This window comes from Streptomyces sp. NPDC046465 (assembly GCF_040646035.1).
In the GTDB taxonomy this organism is placed as follows: domain Bacteria; phylum Actinomycetota; class Actinomycetes; order Streptomycetales; family Streptomycetaceae; genus Streptomyces.
In genome coordinates, this window is the sequence record NZ_JBEYZK010000021.1 from 81,743 (window position 1) to 104,682 (window position 22,940).

The 22,940-nt window shown below is 71.2% G+C and carries 19 protein-coding genes; 4 read left to right on the plus strand and 15 right to left on the minus strand.

What is annotated here, in order from left to right; translation table 11 throughout:
* Positions 1-3: 3 nt before the first annotated feature.
* The 15 genes from ABZ953_RS29600 to rsmH form a co-directional block, all read right to left on the minus strand.
* Positions 4-288, minus strand: a complete 285-nt coding sequence (locus ABZ953_RS29600) for a YggT family protein (protein WP_361729957.1) — start codon at positions 286-288, stop codon at positions 4-6.
* A gap of 80 nt (positions 289-368) precedes the next feature.
* Entirely contained in the window at positions 369-1,004 is a 636-nt protein-coding gene (sepF, locus tag ABZ953_RS29605; protein ID WP_361729959.1) for a cell division protein SepF, read from the minus strand.
* Between the two features lie 124 nt (positions 1,005-1,128).
* Entirely contained in the window at positions 1,129-1,848 is a 720-nt protein-coding gene (locus ABZ953_RS29610; RefSeq protein WP_361729962.1) for a YggS family pyridoxal phosphate-dependent enzyme, read from the minus strand.
* 6 nt (positions 1,849-1,854) lie between these two features.
* Positions 1,855-2,586, minus strand: coding sequence for a peptidoglycan editing factor PgeF (gene pgeF / locus ABZ953_RS29615; RefSeq protein ID WP_361729965.1), 732 nt, complete (start codon positions 2,584-2,586; stop codon positions 1,855-1,857).
* On the minus strand, positions 2,583-3,821 hold the full coding sequence (gene ftsZ / locus ABZ953_RS29620; RefSeq protein ID WP_361729967.1) for a cell division protein FtsZ: 1,239 nt from the start codon (positions 3,819-3,821) through the stop codon (positions 2,583-2,585). The genes pgeF and ftsZ overlap by 4 nt, the downstream gene beginning before the upstream one ends.
* A 275-nt stretch (positions 3,822-4,096) precedes the next feature.
* Positions 4,097-4,888 (minus strand): FtsQ-type POTRA domain-containing protein, encoded by a 792-nt coding sequence (locus ABZ953_RS29625; RefSeq protein ID WP_361729970.1) that lies wholly within the window; start codon positions 4,886-4,888, stop codon positions 4,097-4,099.
* 14 nt (positions 4,889-4,902) lie between these two features.
* Entirely contained in the window at positions 4,903-5,997 is a 1,095-nt protein-coding gene (gene murG / locus ABZ953_RS29630; RefSeq protein WP_361729973.1) for an undecaprenyldiphospho-muramoylpentapeptide beta-N-acetylglucosaminyltransferase, read from the minus strand.
* Between the two features lie 6 nt (positions 5,998-6,003).
* Entirely contained in the window at positions 6,004-7,314 is a 1,311-nt protein-coding gene (gene ftsW, locus ABZ953_RS29635; RefSeq protein WP_361729976.1) for a putative lipid II flippase FtsW, read from the minus strand.
* A 50-nt stretch (positions 7,315-7,364) separates the two neighbouring features.
* Positions 7,365-8,804 carry a UDP-N-acetylmuramoyl-L-alanine--D-glutamate ligase gene (murD, locus tag ABZ953_RS29640; RefSeq protein WP_361729979.1) on the minus strand — a complete coding sequence of 480 codons (1,440 nt, stop codon included), beginning with the start codon at positions 8,802-8,804 and terminating at the stop codon, positions 7,365-7,367.
* A complete protein-coding gene (gene mraY / locus ABZ953_RS29645; RefSeq protein WP_361729982.1) occupies positions 8,786-9,856 on the minus strand; it encodes a phospho-N-acetylmuramoyl-pentapeptide-transferase in 1,071 nt (356 codons plus the stop codon). Before mraY ends, murD begins: the two co-directional genes overlap by 19 nt.
* Positions 9,853-11,268, minus strand: coding sequence for a UDP-N-acetylmuramoyl-tripeptide--D-alanyl-D-alanine ligase (gene murF, locus ABZ953_RS29650; RefSeq protein WP_361729985.1), 1,416 nt, complete (start codon positions 11,266-11,268; stop codon positions 9,853-9,855). Before murF ends, mraY begins: the two co-directional genes overlap by 4 nt.
* Positions 11,269-11,272: 4 nt before the next feature.
* On the minus strand, positions 11,273-12,961 hold the full coding sequence (locus tag ABZ953_RS29655) for a UDP-N-acetylmuramoyl-L-alanyl-D-glutamate--2,6-diaminopimelate ligase (protein WP_361729988.1): 1,689 nt from the start codon (positions 12,959-12,961) through the stop codon (positions 11,273-11,275).
* Positions 12,962-12,988: 27 nt separating this feature from the next.
* Positions 12,989-14,947 carry a penicillin-binding protein 2 gene (locus tag ABZ953_RS29660; protein ID WP_361729991.1) on the minus strand — a complete coding sequence of 653 codons (1,959 nt, stop codon included), beginning with the start codon at positions 14,945-14,947 and terminating at the stop codon, positions 12,989-12,991.
* 5 nt (positions 14,948-14,952) lie between these two features.
* Complete coding sequence (locus tag ABZ953_RS29665) at positions 14,953-15,525, minus strand: hypothetical protein (RefSeq protein WP_361729994.1); 573 nt, start codon at positions 15,523-15,525, stop codon at positions 14,953-14,955.
* A 90-nt stretch (positions 15,526-15,615) separates the two neighbouring features.
* Positions 15,616-16,575 carry a 16S rRNA (cytosine(1402)-N(4))-methyltransferase RsmH gene (gene rsmH, locus ABZ953_RS29670; RefSeq protein WP_361729996.1) on the minus strand — a complete coding sequence of 320 codons (960 nt, stop codon included), beginning with the start codon at positions 16,573-16,575 and terminating at the stop codon, positions 15,616-15,618.
* A 421-nt stretch (positions 16,576-16,996) separates the two neighbouring features.
* Here rsmH and ABZ953_RS29675 point away from each other — a divergent pair, with 421 nt between their 5' ends.
* The 4 genes from ABZ953_RS29675 (at position 16,997) to ABZ953_RS29690 (ending at position 22,716) form a co-directional block, all read left to right on the plus strand.
* Positions 16,997-17,554 carry a carbonic anhydrase gene (locus ABZ953_RS29675; RefSeq protein WP_361729999.1) on the plus strand — a complete coding sequence of 186 codons (558 nt, stop codon included), beginning with the start codon at positions 16,997-16,999 and terminating at the stop codon, positions 17,552-17,554.
* Between the two features lie 221 nt (positions 17,555-17,775).
* Entirely contained in the window at positions 17,776-18,798 is a 1,023-nt protein-coding gene (locus ABZ953_RS29680; RefSeq protein WP_361730002.1) for a MoxR family ATPase, read from the plus strand.
* Positions 18,798-20,165 (plus strand): DUF58 domain-containing protein, encoded by a 1,368-nt coding sequence (locus ABZ953_RS29685; RefSeq protein ID WP_361730005.1) that lies wholly within the window; start codon positions 18,798-18,800, stop codon positions 20,163-20,165. Before ABZ953_RS29680 ends, ABZ953_RS29685 begins: the two co-directional genes overlap by 1 nt.
* Before the next feature lie 121 nt (positions 20,166-20,286).
* The gene (locus ABZ953_RS29690; protein WP_361730008.1) at positions 20,287-22,716 is read left to right on the plus strand and encodes a DUF3488 and transglutaminase-like domain-containing protein; all 2,430 of its coding nucleotides are present in this window, start codon (positions 20,287-20,289) and stop codon (positions 22,714-22,716) included.
* The last annotated feature ends 224 nt before the right edge of the window (positions 22,717-22,940 follow it).

The following is a 22,940-nucleotide window of genomic DNA, read 5'->3' on the forward strand; positions in this document are numbered from 1 at the left end:
CGTTCACAGCCAACTCACGACGGAGATCAGGATGTAGACGATGATCATCAGTACGAAGAAGGACAGGTCGAGCGCCACGCCCCCGAGACGTAGCGGCGGGATGAACCGCCGCAGAAGCTTGAGCGGTGGATCAGTGACAGTGTAGGTGGCCTCCAGAACGACCACCATCGGCTTGCCGGGTTGCCATGAGCGGGCGAACTGGAAGACGTAGTCCATGACCAACCGGAAGATCAGCACGATGAGGAAGCACATCAGCGCGATGTAAAGCACCTGCAAGACCACGCTCATGTCCGCGGTTCCCTCTCCCCTGTTACTCGTGCTTCGTCGTTCGGTACTGCGTCTACGGCAACTACTGCGTCACTTGCGTCTCAGCTCTGGTTGAAGAACCCGCCCTCTGCGATGCGAGCCTTGTCCTCCGCCGTTACATCGACGTTAGCAGGCGACAACAGGAACACCTTCTGCGTCACTCGTTCAATGCTGCCATGGAGACCGAAGACCAGACCGGCGGCAAAGTCGACAAGTCGCTTCGCGTCCGTGTCGTCCATCTCGGTCAGATTCATGATCACCGGAGTGCCTTCGCGGAAGTGTTCCCCGATGGTACGGGCCTCGTTGTAGGTCCGCGGGTGCAATGTGGTGATGCGGTACGGCTCCCGCTCGGACACGACCTTGGGCATGATCACCGGTGCGTTCTTCTCCAGGCTCTGGCGTTCAGGTGTGATGGATGCCACGGGGGCGATTCGTGCCGGACGTCCGGATTCCGCGGCTAGCGAAGCGGAATGGGGTGCCGGTTCACGCTGGGCGGGTGGCTGCACCACTCGTACCGATTCGTCCCTTTGCGACTGGTGGGACTGGTGCGACTGATGCGACGGTTCGTGCCTTCTGCGGTCACGCTCGGGCTCCGGCTCGGGTTCGAACTCGTCATCGGGGTCGAACCCCGGACCGTCGTACCCATCGTCCTCCACGAGGCCGAGGTAGACCGCCATCTTGCGCATCGCGCCGGCCATGCTCTGAGTCCTCCGCTCTGTGGTGGATCGGCTGTCGTCACCAACTGCCCGCGATCCACGAGGCCTCCCCGCCCGACAGCGAGAATGACCATATTTTCTGCTGTGGTCCGACTTCTTGGCGACGTTACCCGAGCCCGGGTCGGACTCCGAGTACCGCCGTACCGACGCGCACATGTGTCGCCCCGGCCGAAACGGCCTGCTCGAGGTCCGCACTCATCCCTGCCGACACCATGTTCGCAGCAGGATGAGCCGCGCGCAGGAGGGTTGAGAATTCCATCAACCGCTCGAACGCCGCCTGTTGCCGCCCCGCATACGGTCCGGTCAGCGGCGCGACGGTCATCAGACCATCGAGCCGCAGCCCCGGCGCCCCGGCCACGAGGCCGGCCAACTCTTCGATTCCGCCCGGACCCACGCCGCCGCGCTCGCCCCGGCCGTTCTCCTCGGCGTCGAGGGCCACCTGGATGAGGCACCCGAGCTCGCGCTCCGCGCCCGCGGCGGCCGTCGAGAGAGCTGTGACGAGCTTGGGACGATCCACCGACTGCACCAGACCGGCATAACCGACCACGGAACGGACCTTGTTGGTCTGCAGTTGACCGACAAAGTGCCACGTCAGGGGAAGATCCGCACATTCCGCCGCTTTCGGCGCCGCGTCCTGGTCGCGGTTCTCCGCGACGTGCCGCACGCCGAGTTCGGACAGGATCCGTACATCGCTCGCGGGATAGGTCTTCGTGACCACGATGAGGGTCACTTCCTCCCGCTTGCGCCCGGCCGTCGCGCACGCCGCGGCGATGCGCTCCTCGACCTCCGCCAGATTTGCCGCGAGTTGAGACTTACGCTCCGTCATGCCCTATCAGTCCAGCCAGACATAGCCCGCGAGACGACCGGTGGTCCGGTCGCGGCGGTACGAGAAGTGGTCACCGGATTCCAGCGTGCACACCGGCGACTGCTCCCGGTCGTGCACCCCGAGCCGCCCGAGCTGGGCGTGCACCCCGGCGGTCACGTCGACCGCGGGCGTGCCCCAGCTCGTCTCGGCGTACGCCGTGGGTTCGACGGCGGCGACATCGGCGCGCATCGCCTCCGGCACTTCGTAACAGCGCCCGCAGACCGCGGGTCCGGTGCGGGCGACGATGCGGCCGGCGTCCGCGCCGAGCCGCACCATGGCCTCGACGGCGGCGGGCACGACCCCCGCCAGCATGCCGGGACGCCCCGCGTGTGCCGCGGCCACCACCCGCGCCACCGGATCGGCGAGCAGGACGGGCGTGCAGTCGGCGGTGAGGACCGCGAGCGCGAGGCCCTCGCGGGCGGTCACCACCGCGTCGACGGCGGGGATCTCGGCGTCGGTGCCCCACGGGCCGTCGACCACCGCGACCTCGCGGCCGTGCACCTGGTGCATCCAGACCACCCGGTCCGGGTCGATGTCGAGGGACTTCGCGGCGAGGGCGCGGTTGGCGCGCACGGCCTCCGGGTCGTCGCCGACCGCGCCGCCGAGGTTGAGCTCTTCGTACGGAACGGCGCTCACCCCGCCCCACCTGTCGGTGAAGGCGAAGTGCGCGCCGTCCGTCGTGCTGTGCTCGCTTATCACTTCAAGAAGTCCGGCACGTCCAGCTCTTCGGCCTGGCTGTCCTGGTAGGGACGGGCCGGCGGGACCTGCGGCGGGGCCGAGGGTGCGGACGGGGCCTCGTTCACGGGGGACGGCTCGGCCGGCTCCGGGGTCGAGGGCTCGTCGCGCGACGTGACGCTGCCGAGGCCGCCGAAGGCCGGGCGGGACGATTCCGCAGGACGGGACGGTGCCGAGGACGGCGCCGACGGCTCCTCGCGCTTGGCGGAGCCGGATGCCGAGCTGAGGACGGTGTCCCGCTTGGACGGCGGCTGTCCGCCGTCGAAGCCCGCCGCGATGACGGTGACCCTGACCTCGTCGCCCAGGGCGTCGTCGATGACGGCGCCGAAGATGATGTTGGCCTCGGGGTGCGCGGCCTCGCTGACCAGCTGGGCCGCTTCGTTGATCTCGAAGAGGCCGAGGTCGGACCCGCCGGAGATGGAGAGCAGCACGCCGCGGGCGCCGTCGATGGACGCCTCGAGGAGCGGCGAAGAGATCGCCATCTCCGCCGCGGCCACCGCGCGGTCGTCGCCGCGGGCCGAGCCGATGCCCATGAGCGCCGAACCGGCCTCGGACATGACCGACTTGACGTCGGCGAAGTCGAGGTTGATCAGGCCGGGCGTGGTGATGAGGTCGGTGATGCCCTGGACACCGGAGAGCAGGACCTGGTCCGCCGACTTGAAGGCGTCGAGGACGGAGACCTGGCGGTCCGAGATGGACAGGAGCCGGTCGTTGGGGATGACGATGAGGGTGTCGACCTCTTCGCGCAGCTCCGCGATGCCGTCCTCGGCCTGATTGGCGCGACGACGGCCCTCGAAGGTGAACGGCCGGGTGACCACGCCGATGGTGAGGGCGCCGAGCGAGCGCGCGATGTTGGCGACGACGGGTGCGCCGCCGGTGCCGGTGCCACCGCCTTCGCCGGCGGTGACGAAGACCATGTCGGCCCCCTTGAGGACCTCCTCGATCTCCTCGCGGTGGTCCTCTGCGGCCTTTCGGCCGACGGCCGGATTGGCGCCGGCGCCGAGGCCGCGGGTGAGTTCACGGCCGACGTCGAGCTTGACGTCGGCGTCGCTCATCAACAGGGCTTGCGCGTCGGTGTTGATGGCGATGAACTCGACGCCCTTGAGACCGACCTCGATCATCCGGTTGATGGCATTGACACCACCGCCGCCGACACCGATGACTTTGATGACTGCGAGGTAGTTCTGCGGTGCTGCCACGTCGAAGGCCTCTCGCCTCGAGTTACGTGTCGCCGTTTCGCATCGATGCGAGGCGGCGACTGATGCCGAATGGGACGGTCCGAACGCCGACCCGAACCCTAACGCTGAAGTTTAGGGTTACCAGTGTGTCTGTTCCCTGGACTCTTCCGAACAGGACACTAAGTCGACAAGTGGCGCACGTTCAACGAACACGCCGAACCTCCCGTTTTTCTTTTCACCCTATGTGATCAGCCGTAGCGCTGCCGAACCAGGGTGCTGGCCTGCGACGATATGCGTCAACTCGACGCTGATGCGGGGGCGGTGGGGACGCTCACATCGAAGTGCCCTGCCTTGGGCGCCGCTTTCATCAGTGCGGTGAGCGTCCGGGCTTTCGTGCGCCCCTTCTCGCCACTGCCCCAGTCGACGGTGCGACCGCCGCTCAACTCCAGCGAGATGGAGTCGAACGAGCGGACCTTGACGTTCCGGGTATCGCGGGCGACCGCTTCGGGCAGGTCACCCGCGACCCGTACCGCTTCGCGCAGCAGCCGGCCGGTGCCGAAGCGGCGCAGGCTCGCCGCACCGCTCTCCCGGTCCAGCGTCAATTCGAGGCGCGGCACCGCCTTCGGCGCGCGCTCGACCGTGGCGAATCGCACTCCCTCGGCGTCCACTTCGACGAACTTTCCACCCTTCTCGATGAGCAGAACCGGCTTACGTTCCGTCACTTCGAGTCGGATTCCGTGCGGCCAGGACCGGGAGACGTCAACCGAGTCAATTCGGGGCAATTTCGAGCGCAGCCGGTCTTCGAGAGCATCCGTATCGACCGAAATCAGTGGTGTTCCGAGAGGCGCGTCCGCCGCCTCGCGCACCTCGTCCGGCGTCAGCTCCCGGGTGCCCGACGTCTGCACGCGCTCCAGCCGGAGCCACTGCGAGCCGTAGAGCACCCAGAGGCCGCCGGCGCCGAGCAGCGCGACGAGGACCAGAATGACAATCAGAGTGCGCGTACGCGGCAGTCTGGCGCGGCGTACGCGCGGCGGGCGGGGCGGGCCGGACTTCTTCTGCTGCCGTTCGGCGGTGGTCGGTCCGGCCACGGTCCCCTGCCTTCTCACGCGTTGCGGCGTGACGCAATCGCCTCGTACACCATGCCGACGAGCAGCTCGTCGGCGTCCCTGCGGCCGAACTCCGAGGCGGCGCGGGACATCTCGTACAGCCGGTGCGGATCGGCCAGTACGGGCAGGACGTTGCCCTGGACCCACTCGGGGGTCAGTTCCGCGTCGTCGACGAGCAGTCCGCCGCCCGCCTTGACCACCGGCTGGGCGTTCAGCCGCTGTTCGCCGTTGCCGATCGGCAACGGGACGTACGCGGCGGGCAGCCCGACGGCGGAGAGTTCGGCCACGGTCATCGCGCCCGCGCGGCAGAGCATCATGTCGGCCGCGGCGTACGCGAGGTCCATCCGGTCCACGTACGGTACCGGGATGTACGGGGGCATCCCCGGCATCTGCTGCACCTGCGGCAATTCGTTCTTCGGGCCGACCGCGTGCAGGATCTGGATCCCGGCGCGCTGGAGGACCGGAGCGGCCTGCTGGACGACCTCGTTGAGGCGCCGGGCGCCCTGCGAGCCGCCGGACACCAGCAGCGTCGGCAGGTTGGGGTCGAGACCGAAGGCGGCGCGCGCCTCCGGGCGGACCCGGGCCCGGTCGAGCGTGGCGATGGTGTGCCGCAACGGGATGCCGATGTAGCGGGAGTTGCGCAGCTTGCTGTCGGGGGTGGCGACGGCCACCCCGGCGGCGTACCGCGAACCGATCTTGTTGGCGAGGCCGGGCCGCGCGTTGGCCTCGTGCACGACGATCGGCGTCCCGGTCCGCTTGGCCGCGAGGTAGCCCGGCAGGGCCACGTAGCCCCCGAAGCCGACCACGCAGTCCGCCTTGGTGCGCTCCAGGATCTGCTCGGCCGCCTTGATGGTGCCGCGCAGCCGCCCCGGGACGGTGATCAGCTCAGGGGTGGGCTTGCGCGGCAGCGGGACGGCGGGGATCAGCGCCAGTTCGTAGCCCCGCTCGGGTACGAGCCGGGTCTCAAGTCCACGCTCCGTGCCCAGGGCCGTGATGCCCACGGTCGGGTCCTGCCTCCGCAGGGCGTCCGCGAGGGCGAGCGCGGGCTCGATGTGGCCGGCGGTCCCCCCACCGGCGAGTACGACATGCACCGAAATTCACCGCTCTCCGGACGAACGCGCCTTGACGCGCCGTCTCATCGTGTTCCATCTCACCCGAGGTTGCCGCATGGCCAGGGCCGCCTTCGCCGCGGGGTCCGATCGCGCGAAGGCGATGAGGAGTCCGATGGCGAACATGGTCGGCAGCAGGGCCGAACCCCCGTAGGAGAACAGCGGGAGCGGGACACCGGCGATCGGCAGCAGACCGAGCACCGCACCGACATTGATCACGGCCTGCGCCGTGATCCAGGTGGTCACGCCTCCCGCGGCATACCTGACGAAGGGGTCCTCCGTGCGTCCGGCCACGCGGATACCCGCATAGCCTAGAGCCGCGAACAGGGCGAGCACCGACAGTGTCCCTGCCAGGCCGAGTTCCTCCCCCGTGATGGCGAAGATGAAGTCGGTGTGCGGTTCAGGCAGTTGACCCCATTTTTCCACACTCGCGCCGAGTCCGGAACCGAAGAGTCCGCCGCTGGCCAGGGCATAGATCCCGTGCACGGCCTGCCAGCACTGGTCGCCGGGCCCGGGATCCGTGGCGCCGATGCAGGCGAGCCTGGCCATGCGGTTGGGGCTGGTCTTGATGAGAATCACACCGAGCACGGCCGCGATGCTGAGCACACCGGCGAAGAGCCGGGTGGGTGCGCCCGCGAGCCACAGCAGTCCGAAAAGGATCGCCGTGAGAATGATCGCCGTACCCATGTCGCCGCCGAGCATGATGAGTCCGAGCAGCATGAAGGCGACCGGCACGAGCGGCACCAGCATGTGTTTCCACTGGGTAAGGAGCCGCTTGTCGTGTTTGCGTGCGAGCAGGTCGGCGCCCCACAGGACCAGCGCGAGCTTGCCGAACTCACTGGGCTGGAGCTGGAACGGGCCGCCCAGGTAGATCCAGTTCTGGTTGCCGTTGACGCTGCGCCCTATCCCCGGGATCTGCACGAGGACCATCAGGAAGACGGTCACCGCGAGGATCGGGTAGGCGAGCGCCCGGTGCAGCTTGAGGGGCATCCGCATGGCGACGAGCAGCAGGATCGTGCCGAGCACGGCCGCCACGAACTGCTTGCGGAAGAAGTACGAGGCGGGCAGGTTCAGCTGCAGCGCCTGGATCATCGAGGCCGAGTAGACCATCACCAGGCCGAGCACGGTGATCAGCAGGCTGCTGCCGAAGATCAGGTAGTACGCGGTGAGGGGCCGGTCCCACGCCCGGCGGGCCCGGGTACGCAGCCGCTTGAGCCCGCTCACGCCCGGAGGGTGGGAGGCTCCTCTGGCGCGTACCGGAGCCGGTCGTTTGGCGACCCGCACGGAAGACCTGGCCACGTTCCCCTCCCAAGGGTGTGCCCGGCGCCCCGCCGGGACAGGGGGCCCGGTCAGGCGCGCGTGGAGCCGAGACCGCGGACGGCGTCCGCGAACGCTTCACCACGCTTGTTGTAGTTGGTGAACATGTCCATCGACGCACAGGCCGGAGCCATGAGGACGGTGTCCCCCGGCCGAGCCAGCTCCGCCGCCCGCCGTACCGCCTCGGACATCGCCCCAGTGTCGGTGCGGTCGAGGTCGACGACCGGGACCTCGGGCGCGTGTCGCGCGAGGGCTTCGCGGATCAGCTCGCGGTCGGCGCCGATGAGGACGGCACCGCGCAACCGCTTCGCGGCGGCGCCCACGAGCTCGTCGAAGGTGGCCCCCTTGGCGAGGCCGCCGGCGATCCAGACGATCGACTCGTACGCCGCCAACGACGCCTGTGCGGCGTGGGTGTTGGTGGCCTTGGAGTCGTCGACGTACGCCACGCCTTCGACGTCGGCGACGTGCTCGATGCGGTGGGCGTCCGGGCGGAAGGCGCGCAGGCCCTCGCGGACGGCGCCCGCCGGTACGCCGAAGGCGCGTGCGAGGGCGGCCGCGGCCAGCGCGTTGGCGATGTTGTGCGGCGCGGGCGGCTGGACGTCGGAGATCTCGGCGAGCTCCTGGGCCTGCTTCTGGCGGTCCGGCACGAAGGCACGGTCGACCAGGATGCCGTCCACGACGCCCAGTTGCGAGGGCGCGGGCGCGTTCAGCGTGAAACCGATGGCGCGGCAGCCCTCGTCGACGTCGGCCTCGCGGACCAGGTCCTCGGTGGCCCGGTCGGCGACGTTGTAGACGCAGGCGACCTGATTGCCCTCGTAGATACGGCCCTTGTCGGCGGCGTACGCCGCCATGGAGCCGTGCCAGTCGAGGTGGTCGGGCGCGAGGTTCAGGACGGCCGCGGAGTGGGCGCGCAGCGAGGGCGCCCAGTGCAGCTGGTACGAGGAGAGCTCGACGGCGAACACGTCGTACGCGTCGTCGCCCTCCAGGACGACGTCCACGATCGGGGTGCCGATGTTGCCGACGGCGGCCGTGCGCAGGCCCGCCGCGTGCAGGATCGAGGCGAGCATCTGCGTGGTCGTGGTCTTGCCGTTGGTGCCCGTGACGGCGAGCCAGGGGGCCGCGTCGGGCCCGCGCAGGCGCCAGGCGACCTCGACGTCGCCGATGACGTCCACGCCCGCCTCGGCGGCCGCGGCGAACAGCGGCGACGACGGCTTCCAGCCCGGCGAGGTGACCACCAGGCCGGTGCCCTCGGGCAGCGTCTCGGCGTCGCCCAGGCGTACGGAGACACCCGCGCTCTCCAGAGAGGCGGCACGCTCCTGGTGCGCCGCTCCGGAGCCGCCGTCCACGACGGTCACCGACGCGCCGAGGCCGGCCAGGGCGCGGGCGGCACTGATGCCGCTCACGCCGAGACCGGCGACGGTGATGTTCTTGCCCTGCCAGTCGGCCGCAGAGGTCACTTTTCGGCTGCCCATCCCGCGTAGAAGAGACCGAGGCCGACGATCACGCACATGCCCTGGATGATCCAGAAGCGGACCACCACAAGGACCTCGGACCACCCCTTGAGTTCGAAGTGGTGCTGTAGTGGCGCCATCTTGAAGACCCGCTTGCCGGTCATCTTGAAGGAGCCGACCTGGATCACGACGGACATGGTGATCAGGACGAAGAGGCCGCCGAGGAGCGCGATGAGGAGCTCCGTGCGGGAGCAGATCGCGAGGCCCGCGAGCGCGCCGCCGAGGGCGAGCGAGCCGGTGTCACCCATGAAGATCTTGGCGGGCGAGGTGTTCCACCACAGGAAGCCGAAGCAGGCGCCCATGAGGGCGGAGGCCACGACCGCGAGGTCGAGCGGGTCTCTCACCTCGAAGCAGGCCTGCGGGTTGGTCAGCGTGACCGCGTTGGCGCAGGACTCCTGGTACTGCCAGACACCGATGAAGGTGTAGGCGCCGAAGACCATGACGGAGGCGCCGGTGGCGAGGCCGTCCAGGCCGTCGGTGAGGTTCACGCCGTTCGACATCGCGAGGATCATGAACAGCGCCCAGACCACGAAGAGCACCGGGCCGATCGACCAGCCGAAGTCCGTGACGAACGACAGCTTGGTGGAGGCCGGGGTCTGGTTGCGGTTGTCCGGCCAGTTCAGCGCGAGGACGGCGAAGCCGATGCCGACGATCAGCTGGCCGGCCATCTTCGCCTTGGCGCGCAGACCGAGCGAGCGCTGCTTGACGATCTTGATGTAGTCGTCGAGGAAGCCGACGAGGCCCATGCCCGCCATCAGGAAGAGCACCAGGAGGCCGGAGAGCGTGGTCTCCGTGCCGGTGATGACCTTCGTGAGGAAGTACGCGATGAGCGTGGCCAGGATGAAGGCGATGCCGCCCATCGTCGGCGTACCGCGCTTGCTGTGGTGCTCGCGCGGGCCGTCGTCCCGGATGAACTGGCCATAGCCCTTGCGGGCCAGCAGTTTGATCAGCAGCGGGGTGCCGACCAGGGTCAGGAAGAGCCCGATCACACCCGCGAAGAGGATCTGCCTCATCGGCCGGAGACCTGCCCCTCAGAAGACACCGCGGTGTCGTCGAGCAGCGCCGTGGCGACCCGCTCTAGACCGACCGACCTGGACGCCTTCACCAGCACGACGTCTCCCGGGCGCAGCTCGCTGCGCAGCAGGTCGATCGCCGCCTGTGCGTCGGACACGTGCACCGACTCCTCACCCCACGAACCCTCGTTGTATGCGCCCAGTCGGAGCCAGGACGCTTCCCTGCCCCCGACTGCCACGAGCTTGCTCACGTTCAGCCGGACAGCGAGCCGTCCGACCGCGTCGTGTTCGGCGAGACCCTCGTCCCCGAGCTCGGCCATGTGACCGAGCACCGCCCACGTACGACGCCCCTTGCCCATGGCCACGAGCGCGCGCAGGGCCGCTCGCATGGACTCGGGGTTCGCGTTGTAGGCGTCGTTGACGACCGTCACGCCGTCCGGGCGCTCGGTGACCTCCATCCGCCAGCGGGACAGCGTGCCCGCCTCGGAGAGCGCGAGGGCGATCTCGTCCACGGACATGCCCAGCTCATGGGCGACGGCGGCCGCGGCAAGCGCGTTCGACACGTGGTGCTCACCGTACAGCCGCAAGGTCACGTCGCTGCACCCGGAGGGTGTGTGCAGCGTAAAAGCAGGCTGTCCGTTCTCTGTGAGCCGGACATTTTCCGCGCGTACGTCGGCGTCGTCGGCCTCTCCGAAGAGCAGGACGCGGGCCTTCGTACGCGAAGCCATCGCGCGGACGAGGGGGTCGTCGGCGTTGAGGACCGCTGCGCCGTCCGCGGGCAGCGACTCGACCAGCTCACCCTTCGCTTGTGCGATCTGCTCGCGGCCGCCGAACTCGCCGATGTGGGCGGTGCCGACGTTCAGGACGAGGCCGATCTTCGGCGGCGTGAGTTCGGTGAGGTACTGGATGTGGCCGATTCCGCGCGCCCCCATCTCCAGGACGAGGAACCGCGTCTCGTCCGTGGCGCTGAGCGCGGTGAGCGGAAGGCCGATCTCGTTGTTGAGCGAGCCGGGCGTGAAGACCGTGGGCGCCTTGCGCTGGAGCACCTGCGCGAGGAGGTCCTTGGAGCTGGTCTTGCCGACGGATCCCGTCAGCGCCACCAGGGTCGCGCCGAGCCGCTTCACCACGTGGCGGGCGAGGGCTCCGAGGGCCGCCTGGACGTCGTCGACGACGATGGCGGGCACGCCGACGGGCCGCGCGGCGAGCACGGCGACCGCGCCCGCGGCGACCACGTCGGCCGCGTAGTCGTGGCCGTCGACGCGCTCGCCGACGAAGGCGACGAAGAGGCTGCCGGGCTCCACCTCACGGGAGTCCCGGACGACGGGTCCGGTGACCTGGACGGCCGGATCCGGTATGTCGTACGTCTGCCCGCCGATGACGGTGGCGATCTCGGCGAGGGAGAGGGCGATCACAACTTCATCCCTGGGTTTGCTGGATAGCTTCGCGAAGCACCTGGCGGTCGTCGAAGGGACGCACCACCCCGGCGATGTCCTGTCCCTGCTCGTGGCCCTTGCCCGCGACGAGGACGGTGTCGCCCGGCTGCGCGCGGACGACGGCCGCGCGGATGGCGGCGGCCCGGTCCTCGAACACGGCGACGTCGCCGCGCTCGTGGGCCGGTACGTCGGCGGCGCCGGCGAGCATCGTGGCGAGGATCGCGAGGGGGTCCTCGCCACGGGGGTTGTCCGCGGTCAGTACGGCGGTGTCGGCGAGGCGGGCCGCGGCCGCGCCCATCGGCATCCGCTTGGTCTTGTCGCGGTCGCCGCCGCAGCCGAGCACGATGTGCAGCTTGCCCTCGGTGACCTTGCGCAGCGCGCGCAGGACCGATTCGACGGCGTCCGTCTTGTGGGCGTAGTCGACGACGGCGAGGTAGGGCTGGCCCGCGTCGATGCGCTCCAGGCGGCCCGGTACGCCGGGCACCGCGGCGACGCCGTCGGCGGCCTGCTGCGGGTCGATCCCCGCGACGGCCAGCGAGACGATCGCGGCGAGGGTGTTGGCGACGTTGAAGGGGCCCGCGAGCGGCGACGTGGCGGTGATCCGCTCGCCCTTGGGGCCGACCGCGACGAACGTGGAGTCGAACAGCCTGACGTCGACGTCCTCGGCGCGCCAGTCGGCGTCCGGGTGCCCCTCGGCGGAGAAGGTGGTGACGGGCACCTCCGACTCGGTGATGAGCCGACGCCCGTACTCGTCGTCGAAGTTGACCACGCCGAGCCGGGAGCGCCGCTTGGTGAACAGCTGCGCCTTGGCCTGGAAGTAGTCCTCCATGCCGGAGTGGAACTCCATGTGCTCCGGGCTGAGGTTGTTGAAGATGGCGACGTCGAAGACGCAGCCGTCCACCCGCCCGAGCACCAGGGCGTGGCTGGAGACCTCCATGGCGACCGCCTCGACGCCGCGCTCGCGCATCACCGCGAACAGCGCCTGCAGGTCGGTGGCTTCGGGGGTCGTGCGCTCCGACTTGATGCGCTCGTCGCCGATGCGCATCTCGACCGTGCCGATGAGACCGGTCGAGCGGACGCCCTTGAGGCCGCCCTCGATCAGGTACGCGGTGGTGGTCTTGCCGGACGTGCCGGTGATGCCGATCTGGAGCAGGTCGCGGCCGGGGTGGCCGTAGACCGTCGCGGCCAGCTCGCCCATGCAGGCGCGCGGGCTCTCGACGACCAGGACCGGCAGGCCGGTCGCGGCCGCGCGCTCGGCGCCGGTCGGGTCGGTGAGGATGGCCGCGGCACCGAGGTCGGCGGCCTGCGCGACGAAGTCGGCGCCGTGCATGCGGGCGCCGGGCAGCGCGGCGTAGATGTCGCCGGGGCGCACCGCGCGCGAGTCGTGCGTGATGCCGGTGATCTCCGTGCCGTCGGCACGTGCCGGGGTGCCCGGGGTCGCCGGGTCTCCTGGTTCGGCGACGCCCAGCTGCGCTGCGAGCTCCGTCAGTGCGGCCGGGGTGACCTGGACGGGCCGCGGCGGTCCCGGATATGTCACGGGAGCGCCCTTCTGGGTGGTTTGGGACTGATCAGCGTGTGGCACGGCGGTGAGCGTACCGGGCGCACCCCCCGTGGGGCGAAGTGAGGGGCGTGGCGCGGGGTGGTTCCCCGGGTCCGGGGTGATCGTTGTCACGGGCGGTTCCTGGTCGGTCTGTCGGGCTCAGGGCTTGAAGGTCACCGGGAGGCGGGCCGGGCCGCTTCCGGTGGGCGGGACTTGCAGCGTCTTGAGGGCGAACTCCATGACTTCCTTGTAGATGGGGCCGCAGATCTGGCCGCCGAAGTAGCTGCCCCTGGTGGCGTTCTGGATGGCGCAGTAGACCGTGACGCGCGGCTTGTCGGCGGGTGCGAATCCGGCGAAGGACGAGGTGTAGCCCTTGTAGCGGCCGGTCGCGGGGTCGACCCGGTTGGCCGTACCCGTCTTGCCCGCGACGCGGTAGCCGGGGATGCGGGCCTTGGCTCCGGTGCCTTCTTCGTCGTCGACGACGGACTCGAGCATCCGCGACACGGTCTTCGCCGTTCTGTCGCTCACCACCCGGGTCTTCTTCGGCCTGGCCGCGGGCGTGAAGCGGCCGTCGGGGCCCTTGGTGCCGCGCACCAGCGAGGGTTCGACGCGTACGCCGCCGTTGGCGATGGTCGAGTAGACCGAGGCCGCCTGCATGGCGTTGATCGAGAAGCCCTGGCCGAACGGGATGGTGAACTGCTGCGAGGTGGACCACTTGTCGGCGGGCGCGAAGATGCCGGAGGTCTCGCCGGGGAAGCCGAGCCCGGTCTCCTTGCCGATGCCGAACTTGCGCAGATACGAGTAGAGGACCTGGTTGGTCTCCTTCTGCGTCTTGCCCAGCTCGCCGGTGGCGAGGATGGTGCCGATGTTGGAGGACTTGGCGAGCACGCCGTTGAGCGTCAGCTGCCAGGTCGGGTGGTCGATGTCGTCCTGGAAGAGCCGGTCGCCGCGGTGCAGCCGGTTGGGCACCGTGACGTGGGTGCCGGGTGTGGCCGCGTTCTCCTCCAGGACGGCGGCCATCGACATGACCTTGGCGGTGGAGCCGGGCTCGAAGGCGTCCTGCAGGGAGGCGTTGCCGAGCGCGGCGCCGTTGGCCTGGGAGAGGTCGTTCGGGTCGAAGCCGGGGGCGTTGGCCATCGCAAGGACCTCGCCGGTCTGCGTGTCCTGCACTATGACGTAGCCGCGGTCGGCCTTGGACTTCCTGACCTGCTCGCTGATGGCGCTCTGCGCGGCCCACTGGATGTCGCGGTCGATGGTGAGCTCGACGTCGGAACCGGGCACGGCGGGCGTCTCCGTGGAGCCCGCGGTGGGCACGCGGCGGCCGCCCGACTGGGCGTACTTGATCTTGCCGTCCTCGCCCGCGAGCTGCTTGTCGAGCTGCTGCTCCAGGCCGCCCGCGCCCTTGCCGTCGGCGTTGACCCAGCCCAGTATCCCGGCGGCCAGTTCGTCGTTCGGGTAGACCCGCTTGCTGCTCGGGTCCGCGAGGACGCCCCCCAGCACGTTCGGGGATGCCGGGTCGGCGGCGGCCCGCTCGGCGAGCGCGCCGCGCAGGTCCTTGATCTGCTTCCACACCTGGGGGGTCTGGCGGCGGGCGAGCAGGACGTACCGCGTGTCCGGCTTCTTGAGCTTCTCGGTCAGCTCGGCGACGTCCTTGCCGAGGATCGGGGCCAGCAGCGCGGCCGCCTGCTCCGGAGCGTCGTCGGTCTTCAGCTCCTTCGGCGTGAAGAGCGTGGGGTCCGCCGTGATGTCGTACGCGTCCACGCTGGCGGCCAGTTCGACGCCGCCGCGGTCGGTGACGCGGCCGCGCTCGGCGGCCAGGGTGTGCGTGAAGTAGCGGTTCTTCTCGGCCTTGGCGGAGTACGCGCTCGCGTCGACCGCCTGCACCTGCAGCAGCCGTACGACGAAGGCCAGCATCACCAGGGTCAGGCCGAGGCTGACCATGCGAAGGCGGGGCCGGGGGCTGCCCAGGCGGATGGTGCGGCCCTTGCCCTTGGCCGCGGGGCGGCGGGTGCCGGGGCGGCCGCCCGACGCGGGGCGGCGGGGGGCGCCGGGCCGTGCGGGGCGGACGGGCCTGGCGGGTCGTGGCACCCGGCGCCGCGGGGGTTCCCTGTCGGACACTTGCGTCACCTGCCGGAGGTCGTCGTGGGGCCGGGGTTCGTGGGCCGTGGGGGCGTGGGCGCCGGGGCGGCGGGCGCGGCCGGGGCGGGCGGCTGTGCGGCGGGGGCCGAGGGGGCCGGTGTCCCGGGCGGGGGCGTGGCCGGGAGCGAGACGGTGGCGGCCGGGGACGCCACCTCCTGCGGGCGGGGCGCGGGGTAACCCAGGGACGTGGGCCGGGTCGCGGCGCCCGGCACGCCGCGCACGGTGCCGTCGGGGTCCAGGAAGGCCGGGTCGCCGCCGGGAACCATGCCGAGCTCCCGGGCGCGCCGCTGAAGGGCCTCGGGTGCGGCATAGCCGTCCACGTCGCGCTGGAGCTCCTGCTCCTCCTCGGTGAGGTCCTTCGTCTCCTTCTTCAGCTCGCTCAGCCGGAACGAGCCTTCGTTGAGGGAGGAGTTCAGGATGAGCAGGGCGATCAGACCGCCGCCGAGGAGCAGCACGACGAGGAGGACGAAGGGGGTGCGCGCGGCCTGGCTCGGACCCTGTGGCAGCAGCCGCGCGAGGCGGGCGGCTCTCCCCCGCAGCTCGGGCTTCTTGGTCATGGAGCCTCCTCGCGGACTCTGATCAGCGGGTTCTGCCCAGGGGTTCAGCTCAGGGGTTCTGCTCAGGGGTTCTGCTCAGGGCCCGAGGTCTCACCCGACGTCTTCGCGGATGCGCTGTGCGCCCCGCAGCCGCGCCGGGGCCGCCCGGCGGTTCTCGGCGATCTCCTCCTCTGTGGGGAGTTCGGCACCGCGCGTCAGGAGCTTGAGCCGCGGCTGGTAGCGCTCGGGGACGACGGGCAGCCCGGGGGGCGCGGTCGTCGCGGCGCCGGCCGCGAGCACCTGCTTGACCAGCCGGTCTTCGAGGGACTGGTACGACAGGACGGCGATCCGCCCGCCGACGGCGAGCGCCCCCACGGCCGCGGGAACGGCCCTCTCCAGGACGCTCAGCTCGCCGTTGACCTCGATGCGCAGGGCCTGGAAGGTGCGCTTGGCGGGGTTGCCGCCGGTGCGCTTGACGGCCTGCGGCAGCGCGTCGCGGATGAGCTCGACGAGCCGCGCGCTGTTGCTGAACGGCTCCTTCTCGCGCTCGCGCACGACGGCGCCGACAATGCGCTTGGCCTGCTTCTCCTCGCCGTACGCCCGCAGGATCCGCACCAGTTCGCCGGGCGTGTACGTGTTCAGGACCTCGGCCGCGCTGATGCCGGTCGTCTGGTCCATGCGCATGTCCAGGGGGGCGTCCTGGGCGTACGCGAACCCTCGGTCCGCCTCGTCCAGTTGCATGGAGGAGACGCCGAGGTCGAAGAGGACGCCCTGCACGCGCGGGATGCCGAGGCGGTCGAGCACGTCGGGGAGTTCGTCGTAGACCGCGTGCACCAGGGTGGCGCGGTCGCCGAAGGGGGCGAGGCGCTCGCCGGACAGGCGCAGCGCTTCCTTGTCGCGGTCCAGTGCGACGAGGCGCGCGGACGGGAAGGTGGCGAGGAGGGCCTCGCTGTGGCCGCCGAGGCCCAGGGTGCAGTCGACGACGACGGCGCCCGGCTCGGCGAGCGCGGGGGCCAGCATGTCCAGGCACCGTTGGAGCATCACCGGGACGTGTCGGCTGTTGTCGCTCAAGGGGCCCTCTCAGGTCCGGCGCGGCGTGCGTACGCACCGCCGGGTCCCCACCCGCTCCGTGAAGGGGAATGGACTGCTGGCGCCGGGGAAGTGGCGTCAGCCGACCGGGAGCGGGAGGAGGCCGAGCCGTACGTACGCGCCGCGCACGTGGGGAGATCCGGGGAATCTCCGGGATGTGCGGTCCAGCGGGGAGCAGGTCACGTCTCCCGCTTCGCGTCACTTTAGTCGACGGTGTCGCCCGGTCAATCAACCGGCCTGCGCGTCGCGGACCGGCCACGGGCGGCGGCGCGAATCCGCCGGAGTCACCCGTTCGGCCGCAGGTCAGACACTGTTGTGGGTTAGCTCACAACAAGAGTCTTTGGCGTTCTTTGTCCCTTCTCACAGCGGGCCCGGACGATCAGGGGCCACTAACGTTTTGCCTATGTCGACTTCCGCAGCCTCCTCGGACCGCACTCCCGCTGAGCCCACCGGCGACATAGCCGTCGGTGCGGTCACCGACCGCCTCGTCGAGGCGAACCAGAAGTACGCCGCCGCGTTCACCGATCCCGGCATGGACGCCCGCCCCGTCCTGCAGGTCGCCGTCGTGGCCTGTATGGACGCCCGCCTCGACCTGCACCGCGCCCTCGGCCTCGAGCTGGGCGACTGCCACACCATCCGCAACGCGGGCGGCGTGGTCACCGACGACGTGATCCGCTCCCTGGCCATCAGCCAGCGGGCGCTCGGCACGCGCAGGGTCGTGCTGATCCACCACACCAACTGCGGCATGGAGACCCTTACCGAGGGCTTCCGGCACGACCTGGAGATGGAGGTCGGCCAGCGTCCCTCGTGGGCGGTGGAGTCCTTCGCCGACGTCGAGCAGGACGTGCGGCAGTCGATGGCGCGCGTACGGACCTCGCCGTTCCTGCCGCACACCGACGACGTCCGCGGCTTCGTGTTCGACGTGACCTCCGGGCTGCTGCGGGAGATCGACCCTGCGTGACTGACAAAGCGCCGTAAGGCCCGACAAATCGGCGCCAGTTATCCACAGGCGAGTGACACGACGCGGTATGCCCAACAACAATGCGGGGGTGACATCACGCGGAAGCTTGTCCGCGTGCTGTCGATGAATTCGGGGTGTACCGGGTCGCGCGCGCGTGGCGGCCCGGAAATGGGGAATTCCCTGCTCCTCAGGAGCGTGGGGGAAGGGCCGAGGAGGGCCGGGTGACGACCTATGACGATCGAGCGAGCCTCACAGATCTGACGACCACGGCGGAGCGTGTCCGCAGGTCGGTGGAGAGTGTGATCGAGGGCAAGCCAGAGGTCGTACGGCTTTCGCTGACCGTGCTCCTGGCGGAGGGGCATCTGCTCATCGAGGATGTGCCTGGCGTGGGCAAGACCATGCTCGCCAAGGCGCTCGCGCGATCCATCGACTGTTCCGTGCGACGGATCCAGTTCACACCGGACCTGCTGCCTTCGGACATCACCGGTGTCTCCATCTTCGATCAGCAGCGCAGGGACTTCGAGTTCAAGCCGGGCGCGATCTTCGCGCAGATCGTGATCGGCGACGAGATCAACCGGGCATCTCCGAAGACGCAGTCCGCGCTGCTGGAGTCCATGGAGGAGCGCCAGGTCACCATCGACGGGCAGACCTACGAACTGCCCAGCCCGTTCATGGTGGTGGCCACCCAGAACCCCGTCGAGATGGAGGGGACCTATCCGCTGCCCGAGGCGCAGCGCGACCGCTTCATGGCGCGGGTCTCGATCGGCTATCCGGGCCCGGAGGCCGAGCTCCAGATGCTCGACATCCACGGCGGGGCCTCGCCCCTCGACGACCTCCAGCCGGTGGCGCACGCCCACGAGATCGTGAAGCTCATCGACGCCGTGCGCACGGTCCACGTGGCCGACCCCGTCCGGCGGTACGCGGTGGAGCTGGTCGGCGCCACCCGCAACCACCCCGACCTCAGACTCGGCGCATCCCCGCGCGCGACCCTGCACCTGCTGCGCGCCGCCAAGGCCTCCGCCGCGCTCAGCGGCCGGGAGTACGCCCTGCCGGACGATGTGCAGGCGCTGGCCGTCGCGGTGCTCGCACACCGCCTGCTGCCCACGGCGCAGGCCCAGTTGAACCGTCGTACGGCGGAATCCGTCGTCCTGGAGATCCTGCAGCGCACCCCGGTGCCCGCCGCGACGCCACCCGGCGCCGGACCCTACTTCAACCAGCAGCCGCCCGGCGCCCGGAGGCTTTGATGACGGCCGGGGGGCCGCCCGCGGGCCCCGCCGAGGACGACAGGGGCGGGCTGCGCACGGCACTCGCGGGCCTGACCACCCGCGGACGCTCCTTCCTCGCGGCCGGCGTCGCCGCCGCGATCTGCGCCTACGTCCTGGGCCAGGGCGACCTCCTGCGCGTCGGGTTACTGCTCGCCGTGCTGCCCCTGGTGTGCGCCACGGTCCTGTTCCGCACCCGCTACCGCGTCGCGGGCAGCCGCAGGCTCTCCCCCGCGCGCGTGCCCGCCGGTTCGGAGGCCCGCGTCCACCTGCGGATGGACAACATCTCGCGGCTGCCCACCGGCCTCCTGATGCTCCAGGACCGGGTACCGTACGTGCTCGGGCCGCGCCCCCGGTTCGTGCTCGACCGGGTCGAGGCGGGCGGACGGCGCGAGGTCTCCTACCGCGTCCGCTCCGACCTGCGCGGGCGCTATCCGCTGGGGCCCCTGCAGCTGCGCCTGACCGACCCGTTCGGGATGTGCGAACTGACCCGCTCCTTCTCGACGTACGACACCCTGACCGTCATCCCGCGCGTGGAGGCGCTGCCCCCGGTGCGGCTCACGGGCGAGGCCAAGGGGTACGGCGACGGCCGCAACCGCTCGCTGGCGCTGGCCGGCGAGGACGACGTCATCCCGCGCGGGTACCGCCACGGCGACGACCTGCGCCGGGTGCACTGGCGCTCCACCGCCCGCTACGGCGAGCTGATGGTGCGCCGCGAGGAGCAGCCGCAGCGGGCCCGCTGCACGGTGTTCCTGGACACCCGGGGCGTCGGATTCCGAGGCGCGGGACCGGACTCGGCCTTCGAATGGGCGGTGTCGGGCACGGCGTCCGCCCTGGTGCACATGCTCGAACGAGGCTTCTCCGTGCGCCTGTTGACCGATACGGGGACCTCCGTGCCGGGCGAGGGCTCGGACGGCTTCGCGGGCGCGAGCCAGGAGTCGGCGGACGCGGCCGGACTGATGATGGACACCCTCGCGGTGATCGACCACTCGGACGGCGCCGACCTCTCCCGGGCGTACGACGTGCTGCGCGGCGGGAACGAAGGGCTCCTCGTCGCCTTCCTCGGCGACCTCGGCGACGAGCAGGCGACGGTGGTCGCCAAGATGCGTCAGCGCAGCGGCGCCGCGGTCGCCTTCGTCCTGGACAGCGCCGCCTGGGCGCAGGGGCCCGGCAGCGGTCCTTCCGGTGCCGGGGAGGCGAGCGTGCGGATGCTGCGCGAGGCGGGCTGGACGGCGCTCCCGGTGGCTCCGGGGGCGAGCCTGGAGGCGCTGTGGCGGCAGGCGGACCACGCCCGCACCAGCGCGGGTCCGGCGCCCGCCGCGGGCACGACGACCGGGGGATGGGCATGAGCGGCGACCGGGACGGTGAACGGTCCGCGCCGCGGGGACGTAGGACAGGGGCACGTACGACGGTGGCGCGCACGGCGGCAAGACGTTCGGCAGTGGCAGGCACGGCAGTTGGGGGACGGTCATGAGCGGGCGCGCGCGCCTCGCGGTGTGTGCCACCGCGGCCACGCTGATGGCGTCGGGCGCGCTGCTGCCGCTCGTCGACCCCGCGACGTGGTTCTTGCAGGCGGTGATCCTGCTCGTGCTGCAGAGCGGGGTGGGCGCGCTGGCCCGGCGGGTGCCGCTGGCCAGGGCGCTCACGGTGGCGGTGCAGGCCCTGGTGACGCTGCTCCTCCTGACGCTGGTCTTCGCCCGCGAACAGGCCCTCGCGGGGGTCCTGCCGGGGCCCGCGGTGTTCCGCGAGTTCGGACTGCTCCTGGAGGCGGGCGGCGACGACGTCAGCCGGTACATGATCCCCGCGCCGCTGAGCGACGGCATCCGGCTGATGCTGGTCGGCGGCGTCCTGGTGGTCGGCCTCGTGGTGGACGCCCTCGCGGTCACGTTCCGCACGGCCGCCCCCGCCGGGCTCCCGCTGCTCGCCCTGTACTCGATCGCGGCCGGGCTCTCCGAGGGCGGCGGCGCCGGCTGGCTCTGGTTCCTGCTGGCCGCCGCCGGTTATCTGCTGCTGCTCCTGGCGGAGGGCCGGGACCGGCTCTCCCAGTGGGGCCGGGTGTTCGGCGGCGCGGCGCGCCCGCCCGGCCGGGTATCCGGCGGCCTGGAGAGCGACGGCGGGGCGCTCGCGCCGGTCCGCACCGGACGGCGCATCGGCGCCCTCGCCCTGGGCATCGCCCTGGTGGTGCCGTTGGCGCTGCCCGCCCTTGACGGCGGTCTCCTGGACGGCAACGGCGGCGCGGGCGGCGACGGCTCCGGCGGCGGTGGCACGATCTCCGCGGTGAATCCGCTGGTCGCGCTCCAGGACAGCCTGAACCAGCCGGAAGACCGCGAGGTCCTGTCGTACCGCACGAACGCCGAGGGCACCGACGACCTGTATCTGCGGATCGTCTCGCTCGACCAGTTCGACGGCACGACGTGGAAGACCACCGTCCGGCGCATCGAGGACGTGCCGTCACCGCTGCCTGACCCCCGTGGGCTGCGCCCCGACGTCCGCAGGACCGAGATCCAGACCAACCTCTCGGCCGCCGAGAGCTACGCCCAGAACTGGCTGCCGATGCCGTTCCCCGCCAGCCAGGTGCAGATCGGCGGCCGCTGGCGGTACGAGCCGGTGGGCCGCTCCCTCGTCGGCGACAGGGGCCAGACCACGCGAGGCGCGCAGTACCAGGTCAAGAGCCTGGTCGTGGAGCCCACGGCCGAGCAGCTTGCGGCCGCGCCGCCGCCCGACGAGGACCTGCGGCGCGAGTTCACGAAGGTGCCGGACTCGCTCCCCGGGGTGGTCGGCAGCACGGCCCGCCAAGTGACCAAGGGCGCCGCGAACCCGTACGAGCAGGCGGTCAAGCTCCAGGACTACTTCGCCTCGGACGGCGGGTTCACGTACAACACCCGGGTGCGGGCGGGCAGTGGCCCCTCCGCGATCGAGCGGTTCCTCAAGCAGAAGGAAGGGTTCTGCGTCCACTTCTCCTTCGCGATGGCCTCCATGGCGCGGACGCTGGGGATTCCGGCCCGGGTCGCGGTGGGCTTCACGCCGGGCACCGCGCAGGCGAGCGGCAAGATGTCGGTCGGGCTGCGCGACGCGCACGCCTGGCCCGAGCTGTACTTCGAGGGCGTGGGCTGGACCCGTTTCGAGCCGACGCCGAGCCGCGGCACGGTCCCCGAGTACACCCGCTCCGATGTCCCCTCCGGCGGTGCGAGCGACCCGGACACCCCGGAGCCGTCCGCCTCCTCCGAGCCGTCCACGGCGCCCTCCGCGTCGGACACCTGCCCGCCCGACCGGAAGAAGGAGGGCGGCTGCCAGAGCGCGGCTCCGCAGATCGCGTCCGGTTCTGGCGGCGACGGGCCGCCCGTCGGGATGATCGTGGGCCTCTCCCTGGGGGCGCTGCTCGTCCTCGTGGTGCCTCTTCTCCCCCTGCTCTGGCGGACCAGGGCGCGGCGGGTCCGGCTGGTCCCCGGGGGACGCACCGAGGCGGACGCGGCGGCCCGGACGCTGGCCGCCTGGCTGGAGGTGACCGATACGGCCTGGGACCACGGGATTGCGCCGGACGAGTCACAGACCCCGCGGAAGGCGGCCGCGCGGATCGTCCGCGTCGGGCAGCTGGCCGCCGGGCCCGCGGAGGCAGTCCACCGGGTGGCCGCCGCGGTGGAGCAGGTGCTCTATGCCCCGCGCCCGCAACAGGTGACGGGCCTCTCCGAGGACGTGCGGCGGGTACGGGACGGGCTCAACGCCTCGGCGGGCCGTACCGCCCGGCTGCGGGCGCTGCTCGCGCCGCGTTCGGCCGCGCGGGTGGTGTGGGCGGTCTCGGACCGTTGGGCGGCGTCCGGCGCGCGCTGGCGCGAGCGGGGCGCGAAGCGGTGGGCGACGCTGGCGCGGAAGCTGCCGCGCCGGGCCGGTCAGGAGAGCTGAGAGCCGGTGTCCGAAGGCGGGGCGCTCCACCGGCGCTGGGCGCGGCGCTGGGCGGTGCGCTGGGCGGGGCGCTCCACCGGCGCTCGACCGGCTCACGACCGGGTGGGTCACGCCACATGTCCCGCCACATGGAGGGTCACGTAGGCGTGTGGGGTGGGGGGGGCCCGCGGCCGACCCCCCCGCGCCCGAGAACAGGCTGCGTAGGCACTAAAGGTCGAGGCACG

Coding starts and splice junctions, on each gene's coding strand:
- ABZ953_RS29600 (WP_361729957.1), bottom strand. CDS start 288: ATGAGCGTGGTCTTGCAGGTGCTTTACATCGCGCTGATGTGCTTCCTC.
- sepF (WP_361729959.1), bottom strand. CDS start 1,004: ATGGCCGGCGCGATGCGCAAGATGGCGGTCTACCTCGGCCTCGTGGAG.
- ABZ953_RS29610 (WP_361729962.1), bottom strand. CDS start 1,848: ATGACGGAGCGTAAGTCTCAACTCGCGGCAAATCTGGCGGAGGTCGAG.
- murD (WP_361729979.1), bottom strand. CDS start 8,804: ATGGGCAGCCGAAAAGTGACCTCTGCGGCCGACTGGCAGGGCAAGAAC.
- mraY (WP_361729982.1), bottom strand. CDS start 9,856: ATGAGGCAGATCCTCTTCGCGGGTGTGATCGGGCTCTTCCTGACCCTG.
- ABZ953_RS29665 (WP_361729994.1), bottom strand. CDS start 15,525: ATGACCAAGAAGCCCGAGCTGCGGGGGAGAGCCGCCCGCCTCGCGCGG.
- ABZ953_RS29675 (WP_361729999.1), top strand. CDS start 16,997: ATGTCGACTTCCGCAGCCTCCTCGGACCGCACTCCCGCTGAGCCCACC.
- ABZ953_RS29685 (WP_361730005.1), top strand. CDS start 18,798: ATGACGGCCGGGGGGCCGCCCGCGGGCCCCGCCGAGGACGACAGGGGC.
- ABZ953_RS29690 (WP_361730008.1), top strand. CDS start 20,287: ATGAGCGGGCGCGCGCGCCTCGCGGTGTGTGCCACCGCGGCCACGCTG.